The organism is Kitasatospora sp. NPDC093806 (assembly GCF_040683335.1).
Lineage (GTDB): Bacteria > Actinomycetota > Actinomycetes > Streptomycetales > Streptomycetaceae > Kitasatospora.
In genome coordinates, this window is sequence record NZ_JBFBDO010000032.1 from 26,154 (window position 1) to 40,568 (window position 14,415).

At 70.6% G+C, this 14,415-nt stretch carries 15 protein-coding genes and 1 pseudogene; 10 read left to right on the forward strand and 6 right to left on the reverse strand.

Annotated elements, in window-relative coordinates; all coding sequences use genetic code 11:
• Positions 1-7: 7 nt before the first annotated feature.
• The 4 genes from AB0N76_RS17800 to AB0N76_RS17815 all read right to left on the reverse strand — a co-directional run bounded on the left by AB0N76_RS17800 (position 8) and on the right by AB0N76_RS17815 (position 2,209).
• Entirely contained in the window at positions 8-850 is an 843-nt protein-coding gene (locus AB0N76_RS17800; protein ID WP_363558102.1) for a DUF4097 family beta strand repeat-containing protein, read from the reverse strand.
• A 327-nt stretch (positions 851-1,177) separates the two neighbouring features.
• The gene (locus AB0N76_RS17805) at positions 1,178-1,666 is read right to left on the reverse strand and encodes an NUDIX hydrolase (RefSeq protein WP_363558104.1); all 489 of its coding nucleotides are present in this window, start codon (positions 1,664-1,666) and stop codon (positions 1,178-1,180) included.
• A 58-nt stretch (positions 1,667-1,724) separates the two neighbouring features.
• Positions 1,725-1,925 (reverse strand): hypothetical protein, encoded by a 201-nt coding sequence (locus AB0N76_RS17810; RefSeq protein ID WP_363558106.1) that lies wholly within the window; start codon positions 1,923-1,925, stop codon positions 1,725-1,727.
• Between the two features lie 17 nt (positions 1,926-1,942).
• Positions 1,943-2,209 carry a hypothetical protein gene (locus tag AB0N76_RS17815; RefSeq protein WP_363558108.1) on the reverse strand — a complete coding sequence of 89 codons (267 nt, stop codon included), beginning with the start codon at positions 2,207-2,209 and terminating at the stop codon, positions 1,943-1,945.
• Between the two features lie 109 nt (positions 2,210-2,318).
• Between AB0N76_RS17815 and AB0N76_RS17820 the strand changes: the two genes are divergently transcribed.
• From AB0N76_RS17820 to AB0N76_RS17835, 4 genes are all read left to right on the forward strand, one after another.
• Positions 2,319-3,149: a helix-turn-helix transcriptional regulator gene (locus AB0N76_RS17820; protein WP_363558110.1), complete on the forward strand. Its 831-nt coding sequence runs from the start codon at positions 2,319-2,321 to the stop codon at positions 3,147-3,149.
• A complete protein-coding gene (locus AB0N76_RS17825; RefSeq protein WP_363558112.1) occupies positions 3,142-3,345 on the forward strand; it encodes a DUF397 domain-containing protein in 204 nt (67 codons plus the stop codon). Before AB0N76_RS17820 ends, AB0N76_RS17825 begins: the two co-directional genes overlap by 8 nt.
• A gap of 100 nt (positions 3,346-3,445) precedes the next feature.
• On the forward strand, positions 3,446-5,200 hold the full coding sequence (locus tag AB0N76_RS17830) for a DUF4357 domain-containing protein (RefSeq protein ID WP_363558114.1): 1,755 nt from the start codon (positions 3,446-3,448) through the stop codon (positions 5,198-5,200).
• Complete coding sequence (locus tag AB0N76_RS17835; protein WP_363558116.1) at positions 5,197-6,477, forward strand: restriction endonuclease; 1,281 nt, start codon at positions 5,197-5,199, stop codon at positions 6,475-6,477. The genes AB0N76_RS17830 and AB0N76_RS17835 overlap by 4 nt, the downstream gene beginning before the upstream one ends.
• Before the next feature lie 301 nt (positions 6,478-6,778).
• Here AB0N76_RS17835 and AB0N76_RS17840 read toward each other — a convergent pair whose 3' ends face one another.
• Positions 6,779-8,125 (reverse strand): NADH:flavin oxidoreductase/NADH oxidase family protein, encoded by a 1,347-nt coding sequence (locus AB0N76_RS17840; RefSeq protein ID WP_363558118.1) that lies wholly within the window; start codon positions 8,123-8,125, stop codon positions 6,779-6,781.
• 90 nt (positions 8,126-8,215) lie between these two features.
• On the opposite strand from AB0N76_RS17840, the gene AB0N76_RS17845 reads away from it, so the two are divergent.
• The 6 genes and pseudogenes from AB0N76_RS17845 to AB0N76_RS17870 all read left to right on the forward strand — a co-directional run bounded on the left by AB0N76_RS17845 (position 8,216) and on the right by AB0N76_RS17870 (position 11,979).
• Positions 8,216-8,836: a TetR/AcrR family transcriptional regulator gene (locus AB0N76_RS17845; RefSeq protein ID WP_363558120.1), complete on the forward strand. Its 621-nt coding sequence runs from the start codon at positions 8,216-8,218 to the stop codon at positions 8,834-8,836.
• 148 nt (positions 8,837-8,984) lie between these two features.
• Positions 8,985-9,925, forward strand: a pseudogene (locus AB0N76_RS17850) (alpha/beta hydrolase).
• Positions 9,926-10,007: 82 nt separating this feature from the next.
• Complete coding sequence (locus AB0N76_RS17855; RefSeq protein WP_363558122.1) at positions 10,008-10,418, forward strand: VOC family protein; 411 nt, start codon at positions 10,008-10,010, stop codon at positions 10,416-10,418.
• Between the two features lie 118 nt (positions 10,419-10,536).
• Entirely contained in the window at positions 10,537-11,031 is a 495-nt protein-coding gene (locus AB0N76_RS17860) for an AraC family transcriptional regulator (protein ID WP_363558176.1), read from the forward strand.
• 37 nt (positions 11,032-11,068) lie between these two features.
• Positions 11,069-11,482 (forward strand): VOC family protein, encoded by a 414-nt coding sequence (locus tag AB0N76_RS17865; protein WP_363558124.1) that lies wholly within the window; start codon positions 11,069-11,071, stop codon positions 11,480-11,482.
• Positions 11,483-11,544: 62 nt separating this feature from the next.
• Entirely contained in the window at positions 11,545-11,979 is a 435-nt protein-coding gene (locus AB0N76_RS17870) for a YdeI/OmpD-associated family protein (RefSeq protein ID WP_363558126.1), read from the forward strand.
• A 52-nt stretch (positions 11,980-12,031) separates the two neighbouring features.
• On the opposite strand, the gene AB0N76_RS17875 is transcribed toward AB0N76_RS17870, so the two are convergent.
• The gene (locus AB0N76_RS17875; RefSeq protein WP_363558128.1) at positions 12,032-13,156 is read right to left on the reverse strand and encodes a hypothetical protein; all 1,125 of its coding nucleotides are present in this window, start codon (positions 13,154-13,156) and stop codon (positions 12,032-12,034) included.
• Positions 13,157-14,415 lie beyond the last annotated feature (1,259 nt).

Consider the following 14,415-nt stretch of genomic DNA (forward strand, 5'->3'; position numbering starts at 1 on the left):
GCGCCGCTCAGCCCTTGGCGCGGACGACGTCGATGTTGCCGTGCCGGGTGCGGGCGAGGATCCTGACCGCCTCCTCGCTCTCCTCCGGTGCCCCGGACGCGCTGAGCATGTTGCGCACCTGCCCCGAGCCCGAGCTGACGTCCAGCCAGGCGGCCGTCCCCTCGCGCACCCCGACCTCTATGGCCCCGTAGGCCGTCTCCAACTGGACCGTCCCGCGCGCCACGTCACCCACCCGCAGGGCGCCGTGGGCGGTGGTGGCGGTGACCGAGTCCTCGGCCCGGCGGATGTCGATGTCGCCGTTGGCGCCGCTCACCCGCAGCTCCCCGGTCACGGCGCCGACGGTGGTGCCACCGTGGGTGTTCTTCAGGACCGCGGACCCGCCCACGAAGCCGACACGCACACTGCCGGAACTGGTGGTGATCTCGGCCGACCCCTCCACCCGCTCCACGGCGATCGAGCCGTGCGCGGCGTCCAGCACCAGCGGCCCGGTCGTGTCCAGCCGGACGTCACCGGCCGAGGTCTTCACCTGCACCTCACCCAGCCGCCCCTCCCCGAGCACCTGCGTCCAGGCGCCGGACAGCCCGGCGTTCGAGCCCGTCGGCAGCTCCACCGTCACGTCGACCACGCCGGTGCGGCCGAACATGTTGGACTTCGGCGTCCGGACGGTCAGCAGGCCGTTCGCGTACCCGACCTCGGTCTGGCCGGCCGCCCGCACGTCCAGGTCCTTCTGCGGATCCCGGGGCCGGACCTCGACGACGGTGTCGAGGCGCTTGCCCGCGATGAGCCGGATGGACCCGGCCTCCACGCGCACCGAGGCCGAGATCGCTTCGGGAGTCTCGAAGGTGGTCATTGCTGTCCCCGTTCTCGTGAGTCTTCGAACTGTGAGTGATGCCCTGCCGACCCGGGCACCACCAGCACGCCCGATCCGTGACGCCATCATGGCACCACAATGACGCCATCGCAAGCCTTTTTGGCACAGGCCAGTTCTCCAGGCCGACACAGGGCCCCTCACCAGCGAAAACGCTGCTCAGCCACCATCCCCCACCACCAACCCATCCGTCCGCGACGCCACCCCTGGCACCCCATGGCACCACCCGGCACCACGCCACCTCGCCCTGGAGCAACCAGCACGAAGGCCGCTCCCACCGGACGGTGGAAACGGCCTCCACTCCCGCGCCTACGCGGCCGGGACGCCCCGGAGGAGCATCGGCAGGTGGGCGCCGCGGCTGAGGGCGTCGAGGGACTGTTCCACCCGGCGGTGCTGGTCGGCCTCCATCAGGTCGCCGAGCTCGGCGCGGTGGGCCCAGCGGAGTTCGACGATCTCCGCCGGCGGCCGGTGGCGCCGCACGATCGCCTCCTGGGTCGGCACGAGCCGGCCGCCCCAGTAGACGAGGTTCATGCCCTCGGGCAGGAGCTGCATGGTCACGTAGTCCACGGCCAGGACGCGGGCGAGCGGCAGGGTGAGGCCGGTCTCGGTCTCTACGTGGCGGCGGGCGGCGAGGTGCGGGAGCTCGTTGCGCTCGGCGCTGCCGCCAAGGAGGAGGAGGCCGGCCTTGTAGGTGGTGCCGACCAGGAGGACGGCGCCGTCGCGGTTGAGGATGAGGGCCTGGTGGCCGAGGCGCCGGCCGGGCGGGTCGGTCAGGATCCTGGGCAGGGAGGTCGTCACGATTTCTCCAGCGGGGTGAGGTGGGGGGAAGTGCTTGGACCCGAGGCTCTTGCGAGCGTCAGGCCTCCGGGAACGCCTCGCCCTCGCGGCGTCGGATCCACGCCGCCGAGACCGGAAGCGCGCCGATCACTCCGGCCGCGAACACGAGTCCGACGACCAGGAGCCACGGACCGATGGGTCCGCGCCGGATCGGCCAGCCGATCGCGAGGGCGGCGAGCGCGCTGAGCGCGACGGCGATGGCGTACAGCAGCGGTGCCATGAGGCCGAGTCGGGGCTTCACGCGACGTCCCCCATCGATCCCGCCGAACGCGGCCGGCTCGGGTGCTGCACGTTGGTGAAGCGGGGGGCGTCGAGGGGACGGACGTTCTCCGGTCTGGTGGTCCACTCGCAGCCACCGTGCTCGGAGCGGAGGTAGTAGAGCCCGGCCAGGCAGTCCATGTAGACGCCCTCCGCCGGCCCGCCGCCGGCTCCCCGCTTGGCCAAGTCGCGGACGATCTCGCCGATTTGGGGCCGGTAAGCGGGGGTGGGGTTCTTTCGCGGCATGACGGCCGCTCCCTTCTGTAGTCGGTTCACTACCCGGGGTGGCCCACTTTGGCGTACAGTCGGCAGCACCTTCAACGTTTCGGCATCGAAGGAAGAGAGTTCAACGATCATGAACCGCAAGGAACTTGACCCTTCACAATCTCCTGCCGCTGCGTTCGGCGCAGAAGTTCGCAGGCTGCGAGAGGAGCGGGGGTGGACGCAGCAGCATGTGGCAGAGCTCACGGAGTACTCGGCGGTGCATGTGTCCGCTGTGGAAACTGGTCGCAAACCTTCAACTGAAACTTTTGCTAGAAGACTTGATCGAGCGTTCGATCAGCGAGGTCACTTCGAGCGGGAGTGGGGCAAGGCTGGCAAGTCCGTGCTCCTCGAAGGCTTCACCGAGTACCTACGTAGCGAGGCGGACGCGGTCGCCCTTAGGCTGTTCGAGATCAACGTTGTGCCCAGCCTCTTCCAGACGCCGGCTTACGCCACGGCCTACCAGAACGCTCGTGTGCGCCGAGGCCACGCGACACAGCAGCAGGCGGATGAGCGAACGGAATTGCTTCTGCAGCGCCAGAGGCGCATGGCGGAAACCGGGGCACGTGTCCACGCCGTGATAGATGAGGGTTGCCTACGCCGCGTGATCGGAGACCCCGCCGTCATGATCGAGCAGCTCCGCCACCTGGAGGCGCTTGCCACTCACCCACGAATCATCGTGCAGGTTGCGCCGTTCACGCTCGGCGAAGACCGACCTCTCGGTCACCCGATTACCTTGCTGACCATGCCCAACGGTGCAGTGCTCGGGTACTGCGAGACCCAGCGGCGCGGGTTCCTGGAACGCGACGCGGCATCACTGAAGGTTTGGGCCGGTGAGTACGATGAGCTACAGGTTGAGGCGCTGTCGAAGGCATCCTCAATCGACTTCATTCGGCACGTTCGAAGGGGATTTGAGCATGGTTGACCTGACAGCGGCCACGTGGCGAAAGTCGAGCCACAGCGTCCAGGAAGGGCAGTGCATCGAGGTCGCCGACGGCTTCCCAGGCATCGTCCCCGTCCGGGACTCCAAAGACGCCGAGGGCCCTGCCCTCATCTTCCCGACCGACGCCTTCGCCTCCTTCATCACCGCCGTCCAGGCCGGCGAGTTCGGCGAGGTCTGACGTCCACCTACGAGGAAGTCCCTGCTCGATCGAGCAGGGACTTCCTCGTAGGCTGTCGTGCACCGCCGACCAGACCGCCGCACGACAGGAGACGCCGTACATGTCGTACCCGGAGCACCCCGAGTTCCAGATCACGCGGCCCCCCAGCGGGCCGACCGCGCGGGGGCGCCTCCTGGACGAGGTCGGCAACAACGGCTCCCTCAAGTTCCTCCTGCTCAAGGGTTCGCAGGTGAGCGCGGTCGACTGGCCCGGGCTGAGCGACTACGCGCGCCGTCAGCGAGCCGAGCTTCGGGCCGACGACTCACTCACGACCGTGGACGGCCACCCCGAACTCCGGGAGACCACCCGCGACATCGAGTGCAACTCCTCCTCCGCCGCGGCCGCCATCGTCCTCGGCTACAGCGCCGGCGGCCCGGAGACCTGGCGAACCGCCGAGGGCTTCCCGCTCTCCGACTACCTGCCCGGCAGCTGGCGCGCCCCGCACAAGGCCTGGCTGGTGCGCGGCTCCAACGTCTCCGGCCACAACCTGGTCCGCACACTCTGGCTGAACGAGGGGCTGGTCTCGCTCTCCGGCACCCACCTGCCGCCGCTGGAGGAGCCCGCCCCGACCAAGAGCGCCCTGCGCGCCTACGTCGAGGAGGGCTACGACAGTGCGGCCAGCTACAACCAGAAGCGCGACCTGGTCGACGAGTTGCACGCGTTCCTGACCCAGATGCGAGTCGGCGACACGGTGGCCACCCGGCTCGACGACGAGCTGTACCTCGGCGAGATCACCGGCGCCGCCGAGCGGACGAGCTCCCCCGGCGGCCTGTCCAACCTGCGCCGGAAGGTCGTCTGGCAGCCGACCGGCCACCCGTACGGGGAGCTGCCGGAGGAGGTGCAGCAGAAGCTCTACGTCCAGCACGACGTCGTCGACCTGACCACCGTCGCGGACACGCTCGCCAGGCTCGGCGCGCCCGCCACCACCGTGCCGGAGGACCTGCCGGAGGAGCTCGCCCTCCCCCCGGTCCCGGCCGCCCTCGCCGACGAGCTGCTCGTCCACGAGCCCGCCTGGCTGGAAGAGGTGCGCGAACTCCTCTGGGAGGAACGGCAACTGGTCCTCTACGGCCCGCCCGGCACCGGCAAGACCTACCTGGCCATGCGGCTCGCCGAGCACTTCGGCGGCGGCCCGGAGCAGGTGAAGCTGGTCCAGTTCCACCCCTCCTACGCCTACGAGGACTTCTTCGAGGGCTTCCGTCCCACCGAGGACCCGGAGACGCACGAGGTCGCCTTCCGGCTCACCGCCGGCCCGCTGCGCGAACTCGCCGACCTCGCCTCCCGCGAGGGCAACCGCCACCTCCCGCACTTCCTGATCATCGACGAGATCAACCGCGCCAACCTCGCCAAGGTCTTCGGCGAGCTCTACTTCCTGCTCGAATACCGCAAGAAGTCCGTCCGCCTCACCTACTCCGGCGACGACTTCGCCCTCCCGCCGAACCTGTTCGTCATCGGCACCATGAACACCGCCGACCGCTCGATCGCCCTCGTCGACGCCGCCATGCGCCGCCGCTTCGCCTTCGTCGAACTGTCCCCGCGCACCGAACCCACCCGCGGCCTGCTGCACCGCTGGCTGGAGCGCGAAGGGCTCGGCCCCGAGCCCGCCCGGCTCCTCGACGCCCTCAACGACCGGATCGGCGACCCGGACTTCGCCATCGGCCCCTCCTACCTGATGAAGCCGGGCATCCAGGCCGACGACCGACTGCGCCGCGTCTGGCGGACCAAGATCCTGCCGCTGCTGGAGGAGCACCACTACGGCGAGGGCGAGGACATCGAGGCTCGCTACGGACTCGACGCCCTGCGGAAGTCCCTGCCGTGATCACCTCCGGCGCCGCCACCGACATCTCCCTGCGCGAACACGCCCCCGCCCGTTCCGTCCCGCTGGACGCCGCCGCAGGCCGGGCACTGGCCGCCTCGGGCGTCCTGGAGAGCGTCATGCCGGACCCGTACCAGGACGGGCACTGGCTGCTGCGGGCCGGCAGCCTGGTCGGCGCGGTCCGGGTCCCCGTGCCCGGCGCCGTGCCCGGGACCGGCCGCGCGCTCACCGTCCGAGTGGCGCCCAAGACGCCCGTACGCCGGCTGTTCTTCCTGCTCGGCTTCAGCCTCGACCCGGCGAAGGCCTGGCGCCACGGCCGCGACGGCACCATCGACGCGGGGGCGTACGAGGACGTGCTGCCCGCCCTCGCGCACGCCGTGGAGCGGCAGATCGACGCGGCTCTCCGGCAGGGCGTCCTGCAGGGCTACCGGCGGACGGAGGAGTCCGCGCTCGTCGTGCGCGGCCGGATCCGCGAGGCGGAACAGATCCGCCGCCACTTCGGCCGCACCCCGCCGGTGGAGATCGCCTACGACGCGTACACCGCCGACATCCCCGAGAACCGGATCCTGCGCGCCGCCGCCGAGACCCTGCTCCGGCTGCCCGGCGTACCGGGCCCGGTACGCCGACGCCTCGCCCACCAGCGGGTACGCCTGGTCGACGCGGAGCCGCTGGTGCGCGGCCGCGCGCTGCCGGCCTGGACCCCGTCCCGGCTCAACGCCCGCTACCAGCCCGCGCTCCGGCTGGCCGAGGCGCTGTTGGCCGGCTCCACCCCGGAGCACCGGCCGGGCGAACTCCGCCTGGACGGCTTCCTGTTCGACATGAACGCCCTGTTCGAGGACTTCGTCACCGGCGCCCTGCGCGAGGCCGTCCGCGAGCACGGACACTCCGCCCGCCTCCAGGACCGCCACCACCTGGACACCGCCCGCCTCGTCCGGCTCCGCCCCGACCTGGTCGCCTACGCCCCCGACGGCCGGACACCGGTGGCCGTCGTCGACGCCAAGTACAAGACGGAGAAGTCCGGCAGGCACCCGAACGAGGACCTCTACCAGATGCTCGCCTACTGCACGGCCCTCGGCCTGGACGAGGGCCACCTGGTCTACGCGGCCGGCCGTACGGCCGACCGGGCCCACGAGGTACGCGGCACCCCCGGCCCCACCGGCCGGGGCATCACCCTGCACCAACACGCCCTCGAACTCGACGCCGACCCCACCGAACTCCTGGCCTCCCTCCGCACCCTGGCGGCCCGCATCGCCGGCGCCGACGGCCACCCGGGAGCATGACTGCGGCTACGCCCTCCGCCCGCCCAGGTCGGCCACGAGCCGCTTCGAGGATGCGGGGCTCCGACCGGTACACAGGCGACGGTCGACCACCACGAACGGGAGCAGCGGCAGGCGCCCCTTGACGTAGCGCGCGCCCCAGCCACGCCGCCTTCCAGCCGAAGGTGTTGAGCCCCTCCTCGACGCTACGACGAGCCGACCAGCCGGGCGGCCTGCCGCCGGAGCCCGGGCGCCTTCTACTTCCTCCGGGCCGGCCTCTCCTTCATCCGGACCGACCGATCGGACCCCGGCCTCGATCGCTCCCTCAGCCCTGCCCACGCCCCGTCCCCGCCGCCGTCCCGGCCGCCGCGCTCCGCGCCACCGCCGACGGCAGCCAGGCCCGGTAGCGCCGCAGCGCCTGCCGCTGCCCGAGCTGTTCCGCGACGAGCGCGAAGGCGGGACGGATACCCGGCCTCGGCTCGCCGCCCCGGGCGAGGCGGCGCAGCTGGTGGCGGACCTGGGCCATGGTGGCGGCCGAGGCGAGGGCCTTGTCGGACCAGGTGACCGGCCGCATCCCGCGCTCGGCCTCGCGCCCGTCGCGCCAGCGGTGGGGCAGGTCGGGGGTGACCGCGAGGGCGGTGCCGATCCCGACCAGTTCCACGCCGCCGGCCAGGACCCGGTCGGCGGTGTCGCGCCGGGTGATGCCGCCGGTGAGCATCAGCGGCAGCGGGCTGGTGGCGACCAACTCCTCGGCCAGGTCCAGGAAGTAGGCCTCGCGGGCCCGGGTCCGCGCATCGGCTGAACGGCCCTCGACGGAGCGCCCGTCGGCTGAACGGCCATCGGCGGAACGGCCCTCCGCGGAACGCCCGGTCATGGCCGGGCTCTCGTAGCTGCCGCCGGAGAGTTCGACCAGGTCGACCCCGAGCGGTGCGAGCATGGCGATCACCTGCCGGGCGTCATCGGCGTCGAAGCCGCCGCGCTGGAAGTCGGCGGAGTTGAGCTTGACCGCCACCGCGAAGCCGGGCGACACGACGGCCCGCACGGCGCGGACGACGTCCAGCAGCATCCGGGCCCGGTTCTCCAGCGACCCGCCCCACGCGTCGGTACGCCGGTTGACCAGCGGCGACAGGAACTGCGACAGCAGGTACCCGTGGGCGGCGTGGATCTCCACCCCGTCGAAGCCGGCCTGTTCGGCCCGCGCGGCCGTGGTCGCGAAGCGCTCGACGGTGGCCGCGATCTGCTCGGCGGTCATCGCGGTGGGGCGCCCGAACCGACTGCTGTGCCGGCCCAGGTCGACGCCCACCGCGGACGGGCCCCACACCACCCCGGGCATGTCGGCCTGGACCTGGCGGCCCGGGTGGTTGATCTGCATCCAGATCGCCCCGCCGCCGGACTTGCCCGCCTTCGCCCACTCGGCGAACGGCTCCAGCGGCGCGGCCGCGTCGAGCACCACGCCGCCCGGGCCGGTCAGGGCCTCGGCGTGGACCATGACGTTGCCGGTGATCAGCAGCCCGGTGCCGCCGGCGGCCCACCGCCGGTACAGCTCCAGCAGCGGCCGGCCGGGCAGCTGGCCGTCGCCGGCCATGTTCTCCTCCATCGCCGCCTTGGCGATCCGGTTGCGCAGCACCGCCCCCGAGCGCAGGCGCAGGGGCGAGAACAGCTCGCTGGTCATCGGGGTGCTCCTCATCCGCCGACTAAGATGTTTACAACGCTCACATTAGACGACGGATGTATGCACTGCGTACATCCGAGAGGGTGAACCATGACACAAGCGCCCGGCCCGACCAGCCCGTACCACCACGGAGACCTGCGCGCCGCCTGCCTGCGCGCCGCCCGCGAACTACTGGAGGAGGACGGCAGCGCCGCCCTCTCCCTGCGGGCGGTCGCCCGACGGGCCGGCGTCTCGGCGACGGCGCCCTACCGCCACTTCGCCGACCGCGACGCACTGGTCTCCGCCGTCGCCGCCGAGGGCTACCGGGAACTCGCGACCGTCCTGACCGCCGCCCACCCCTCCCCCACCACGCCCGACGAACTCGCCACCGTCGCCGTCGCCTACGTGCACTTCGCGCTCGACCACCCTGCGCTGTTCCGGGCGATGTTCGCGGAGCCCTGCGACCCGACCGACGCGGAGCGGGCGGCCGCGACCACCGCCATGCGGCAGTACGTCCGCGACCTCGTCCGCAGCGTCTTCCCCGACTTTCCTCAGGCGGACCCGGACGCGCTGGCGACCTCGATGTGGGCCCTGGTGCACGGCCTGGCCTTCCTCCACCTGGACGGCAAACTCGACGCCTCCACCCCCGCGACGGTCGCCCACCAGGTCGGAGCCGCCGTCCACGCCGTCCTCGCCGTCTCCTCCCCGACGACACCCCCGTCCTCCGACTGAAGTCCTCCCGAAGCGTCCTCCCCCTCCTCACCCATTCGGCCCACCCTCCCCACAGCCCGGGACGCGCCGCCCCACCGGGCACGGCAAGGATGGTGGCGCGGCCCGCCGCTCCGGGACGCGCCACCGGAGCCCACCCGAGGAGGCCTCCATGGCCACGACCTCCCGCCCCGCCACGCCCGTCCTGGAACCGGCCGCCACCGAACTGGCCGAGGCCACCGACCCCCACCCCCGTATCTACGAGATCCCCCCGGCCGACGGCCGCGACGCCCTGGCCGGCCTGCAGACCGGCGCCGGCGTCGAGAAACCCGCCGTCGACGAGGAGTGGGTCGAGGTCGACACCGGCCCCCACGGTGCCGTCCGGGCCCGCATCGTCCGCCCCACCGGCGCCACGGGCATCCTGCCGGTGATCGTCTACATCCACGGCGCCGGCTGGGTCTTCGGCGACGAGCACACCCACGACCGCCTCGTGCGCGAACTCGCCGTCCGCGCCAACGCCGCCGTGCTGTTCCCCGTCTACACCCGCGCACCCGAGGCCAGGTACCCCACCCAGATCGAGCAGAACTACGCCGTCGGCCAATGGCTCCAGGAGCACGGACCGGCCCGGAACCTCGACCCCGCCACCGTCGCGGTCTGCGGCGACTCGGTCGGCGGCAACATGTCGACCGTCTTCGCGATGATGAACGCCGAACGCGGCGGACTGCGCCTCGCCTGCCAGGTCCTGCTCTACCCGGTCACCGACGCCGCCTTCGACACCCCCTCCTACCAGCAGTTCGCCGAGGGCTACTTCCATACACCACCGACCCCGCCGAACGCGCCGACCCGCACGCCTCCCCACTGCGCGCCTCCCTCGACCAACTGAGCGCCATGCCGCCCACCCTGGTCATCACCGACGAGGCCGACGTCCTCCGCGACGAGGGCGAGGCCTACGCCGCGAAGCTGCGCGCCGCCGGGGTCCGGGTCACCGCCGTCCGCGTCCTCGGCACGGTGCACGACTTCATGATGCTCGACAGCCTGCGCGACACGGCCGCCAACAACGTCGCCCTCAAACTCGCCGGCGACACCCTCCGCGACGCCTTGCACGGCTGGTGAACCGCCCACCCGGCCCGGACACCAACACATCGATCAGGAATCGAGAAGCACCGTCCGCCGACTTCCCCCTAGCCTGCTCGTCATGGACCTCACGATTCACACGACCGCCCTCCCGCACGACGACCCCGACGCGTCGCTCGCCTTCTACCGCGACGTCCTCGGCTTCGAGGTCCGCAGCGACGTCGGGCAGGGCAGGATGCGCTGGATCACGGTCGGCCCGGTCGGCCAGCCCAGCACGTCGATCCTGCTGGCGCCGCCGGCCGCCGACCCCGGCATCACCGAGGACGAGCGCCGCACGATCACCGAGATGATGGCCAAGGGCACCTACGGCTGGATCCTGCTGGCCACCCCGGACCTCGACGCCACCTTCGAGAAGGTCCAGGCCGGCGACACCGAGGTCGTCCAGGAGCCCATCGACCAGCCGTACGGCGTCCGCGACTGCGCCTTCCGCGACCCCGCGGGCAACCTGATCCGCATCCAGGAAGTCCGCTGAACCCCGCCCAGCGCCATCCATCCGACGTCGGCCGTGATTCGCGAGGCAACCTCAAGCCCTCACACACGTCCATGGACATATGGATGAAACTGATCATGAAAACCAAGGGGGGGTTCCCATCTGCAAGCCGGAATGGCGGCAGGCCCGCGTCCAGGCGCAGCGCCTGGCCGATCTCGCACGGCTGCGCCGCGTCCGCGACCGGATCGACCGGGAGTACGCGCAGCCGCTGAACGTCGAGGCACTGGCCCGCGACGCCAACATGTCCGCCGGCCACCTGAGCCGCCAGTTCCGGGCGGCCTACGGCGAGTCGCCGTACGCGTACCTGATGACGCGTCGCATCGAGCGGGCGACGGCCCTGCTGCGGCGGGGTGACCTCAGCGTCACCGAGGTCTGCTTCGCGGTCGGCTGCGCGTCGCTGGGCACGTTCACCACCCGCTTCACCGAACTGGTCGGCATGCCCCCCGGCGCGTTCCGCCGCCAGGCGGCGGAAGGCCACTCCGACCCCACCGGGCCGGCGACCACCGTCGAGGGCATGCCGGCCTGCGTCGCGAAACAAATCTCAAGACCGGTCAGGAATCGAGAAGCCCCGACCACCCCCGACCCCCTACCGTAAAGATCAACAGCCCCACCCGAACCGCAAGGAGCACGTCATGAAGGCGCACGTCAGCTCGATCCTCCTCGGCGTCCGAGACCTGGACCGGGCCAAGCAGTTCTACACCGAGGGGCTCGGCTGGAAGATCCAGAACGACTACGGCATCTCGGTCTTCTTCGAGTCGGACGGCGCCTCGCCGGTCGGCTTCTACGGTCGCGAGGGCCTGGCCGGCCAGGTCGGCACGGACCCGGAGGGCAGCGGCTTCAGCGGCCTCGTCCTGACCTACGTCGTCCGCAGCGAGGCCCGGGTCGACGAGATCATCGCCGAGGCCGCGAAGGCCGGCGCCACGATACTCAAGCCCGCCGGCGCCCTGCCGTGGGGCGGCTACGGCGGCACCTTCGCCGACCCGGACGGCTACGTCTGGAGCGTCGGCTACAGCGACCAGGGCACCAACCAGCCCTACGCCGAGTAACCACCCCCCTGTGCCCGGGACGGCCCCGCCGTCCCGGGCACCCTCGATCGAGGAGAACCACCGTGAAGTTCCTGACCCACGTCGAACCCCCCGAGCCCATGCGGGGCCTGGAAGTCCCGCCCGAGGTGGTGGCGGCCCTCGGCGGCGGCGCCCGGCCCCCGGTGACGATCACCCTCAACGGACACTCCTGGCAGAGCCGGGTCGCCATCCTCCGCGGCCGCCACCTCCTCGGCCTCAGCAACGCCAACCGCCAGGCCGCCGGCGTCACCATCGGCGACGAGGTCGAGGTCGACATCGAACTCGACACCGACCCCCACGCCATCCCCGAGCCCCCGGACTTCGCCCAAGCCCTCGACGCCGACCCCACCGCCCGCGCCGCCTACGACGCCCTCTCCCCCGGCCGCAAACGCGCCCACATCCACACCATCGAATCCGCCAAACGCCCCGAAACCCGCCAATCCCGCATCCAAAAGGCCATCACCACCCTCCACCCCTGACCCCACCGCGCCCGCCCTCGCCCGTGCGGCACGGCCGCCGGGCATTCAGCGGTCAGCCGACCTCCGCTGCGGTGATGGCCCTGACGTCAACGGCACCACCAGGGACCTCGCCCCACTCGGTCCACCGGCCGACGTTGTAATCGGCGTCGCGGTTGTAGACCCTGCCGTCCTCGTTGACAGCGAAAACGTGAACGACGTTCCCGGAAGCACTGCTGGCAATGGCCTTGAGCCTGTTGTCCCCGACCTTGCCCCAGGCCCCAGCCCACTTACCGGACCCATAATCGGCCGTCGTGCCGTAAAGAGACCCATCAGAACCGATGATCATCAAATCGACGGCATTACCCCGCGCAGCAGCACTGACACCCCTGACATCAACGGCACCACCAGGGACCTCACTCCACTCGGTCCAGCCACCGCCTGCCTTCCGGTCATGGCTGTAGAGCCTGCCGTTGGGTCCGACGGCATAGGTGTGAACGGTGCCGCCGGTGCTGGCACTGGCGACGGCAGCAGCCGTGGAGCGGCCTTCCGACGTCCAAGAACCGCTCCATTTGCCGGCCTTGTAATCAGCGACGGTGTCCCACACGGTGCTGTCCGAGCCGATGATCTGCACGTCGACCACTCCCGACTGAGTGTCTTCGGCGATCTTGTCGTAGCGGTACGGCCGGAAGGTCCCATGGCCGGGGTAATAGGGGTAGGGGATGACGCGGCGAACGGCTCCCTTGCTGCCGGACTCCTCGTCGGCGATGTACGAGGTGTGCCCGGCGTCGGCCCAGCCTTCGAAGAGGACCACGTGGCCACTGTTGCCGGGGTCCGTGTTCAGCAGGATGTCACCGGGCTTGAGGTCGTTTTTGTCGATGCGGTGGGAGTAGTTCGGCAAGGTGACCGTGGTCTCGCTGGAGCCGAGCTTCCACGCCATGGAGACGAAGCCGGAGCAGTCGGTGCGGTACTTGTGCCCATCAGGACCCGGATAGTACTTGGACTGGCTGTAGGGAATGTGCCGATCGGTCCAGTAGTGCCCACGCTCGATCACTTCACTTCGGGTGATCGAGCCGGCGGCCTGAGCAGTGCGGTGCGCGAGGTCACGCTCCGCCGCGGACGGCGACAGTGCGTCGGGGACCCGCCCGACCTTCTCCATGAACTGCTCGGCCGTCATCGCCGCGATCTGATCATCCGCCACATCAGGCGCCGCTACGGCAGTTGTCGCATCGGATGTGACCTCCGGTCGGGGCTCCGCAGCCCAGCCCGACGACGCCGGGCCCGCGACGGCGACCCCCAGGGCTATCGCGGTTATGACAGAGGCGGAAATCGGGGCATGCCTGTTCATGTACTTGCATCTCTTCTCGAAGACTGGGCGCGAAATGAACGCCTGGACCGCCTGAACAGCCGCGCCGCTCGAGGAGAGAACGGCCGATTCGAAGCCGCCCAGTCGCGATCAGGAGCCATCAAAACCGACCCACTGACCTTTGGTGCGCCATGACTGCGAAGCTAGCACCGCAACTGACGCCATATAGAAGAGAAATATGGCCCAAAGATGACTACAGATAACCCAATGCCAGTCACCGAGTACACGATCGCTACATCGAGCCGCCCGAGCAAGAACCCGACACAACCCCTCACCGCCGCAAACATGACGCACCGACAACTCAAAAAGGGAAACAGAGACTCACCCCGCCCCCGCCGACCGCCGCCCCCTCAACACGCCGATCGGCGGCCCCCACGAGCACGCGCGCAACTGCTCGTCGAACCTGATACGACATCACGCAAAAGGCCGCTGGCCTGGGAATACTCCCAGCCAACGGCCTTCCGACATCACTGCCGGGACGACAGGATCTGAACCTGCGCCCCCTTGGCCCGCAGTCGCCCAGCCGTAGCCACCGCCGCACGTCAACCTGTCGGCAGCCCGCGCCGCTCGTTCACCGAAAGACGCTTCAGAGGCAGCGATGAACGACGTGTGGTCCCCGACAAGTCCCCGAGCCCCTCCCCTCTTCCCCCCGCCAACCTTCCCCTCGTACTGGTCGGGCGCATTTACTCGGGTCACGTCATGCTCCGCGACGCGGGAGCCGCCGCCTGTGAGCCGAAGGGCGAACGTCCGCGCCGGCACGACGGCGTCCTGGCCTTCGCCAAGCCCCGATACCTGGAATCAGCCCGGGGGGTCACCACTGTCGCGAACACCGCCCGCTACGACAAGGCCGAGACGGTGGCCTGGGACCGGATGTGCCCCGGCTCACCCACCGCTCCCCTGATTGGAGCATGTCGAGGACTAACGGATATTTCTGCCTGGCATGTTGATGCGGCTGCAGGTGACCGCCTGCCCGGTGACCGCGACCTGAAGCCGGTCTGGCTGTCGTACTCGGCCATCACCTCCCGCCCCGTAGACGAGGGCCGCTGGTGAGAGAAGCTTCTCTGCGGGTTCGACCTGGAGCACACGTTCCGGCT

Excerpts from the sequence above, each read along its gene's own strand:
- AB0N76_RS17800 (WP_363558102.1), bottom strand. The coding sequence starts at position 850 with ATGACCACCTTCGAGACTCCCGAAGCGATCTCGGCCTCGGTGCGCGTG.
- AB0N76_RS17815 (WP_363558108.1), bottom strand. The coding sequence starts at position 2,209 with ATGCCGCGAAAGAACCCCACCCCCGCTTACCGGCCCCAAATCGGCGAG.
- AB0N76_RS17830 (WP_363558114.1), top strand. The coding sequence starts at position 3,446 with ATGTCGTACCCGGAGCACCCCGAGTTCCAGATCACGCGGCCCCCCAGC.
- AB0N76_RS17865 (WP_363558124.1), top strand. The coding sequence starts at position 11,069 with ATGAAGGCGCACGTCAGCTCGATCCTCCTCGGCGTCCGAGACCTGGAC.
- AB0N76_RS17855 (WP_363558122.1), top strand. The coding sequence starts at position 10,008 with ATGGACCTCACGATTCACACGACCGCCCTCCCGCACGACGACCCCGAC.
- AB0N76_RS17825 (WP_363558112.1), top strand. The coding sequence starts at position 3,142 with ATGGTTGACCTGACAGCGGCCACGTGGCGAAAGTCGAGCCACAGCGTC.
- AB0N76_RS17840 (WP_363558118.1), bottom strand. The coding sequence starts at position 8,125 with ATGACCAGCGAGCTGTTCTCGCCCCTGCGCCTGCGCTCGGGGGCGGTG.
- AB0N76_RS17810 (WP_363558106.1), bottom strand. The coding sequence starts at position 1,925 with ATGGCACCGCTGCTGTACGCCATCGCCGTCGCGCTCAGCGCGCTCGCC.
- AB0N76_RS17820 (WP_363558110.1), top strand. The coding sequence starts at position 2,319 with ATGAACCGCAAGGAACTTGACCCTTCACAATCTCCTGCCGCTGCGTTC.
- AB0N76_RS17845 (WP_363558120.1), top strand. The coding sequence starts at position 8,216 with ATGACACAAGCGCCCGGCCCGACCAGCCCGTACCACCACGGAGACCTG.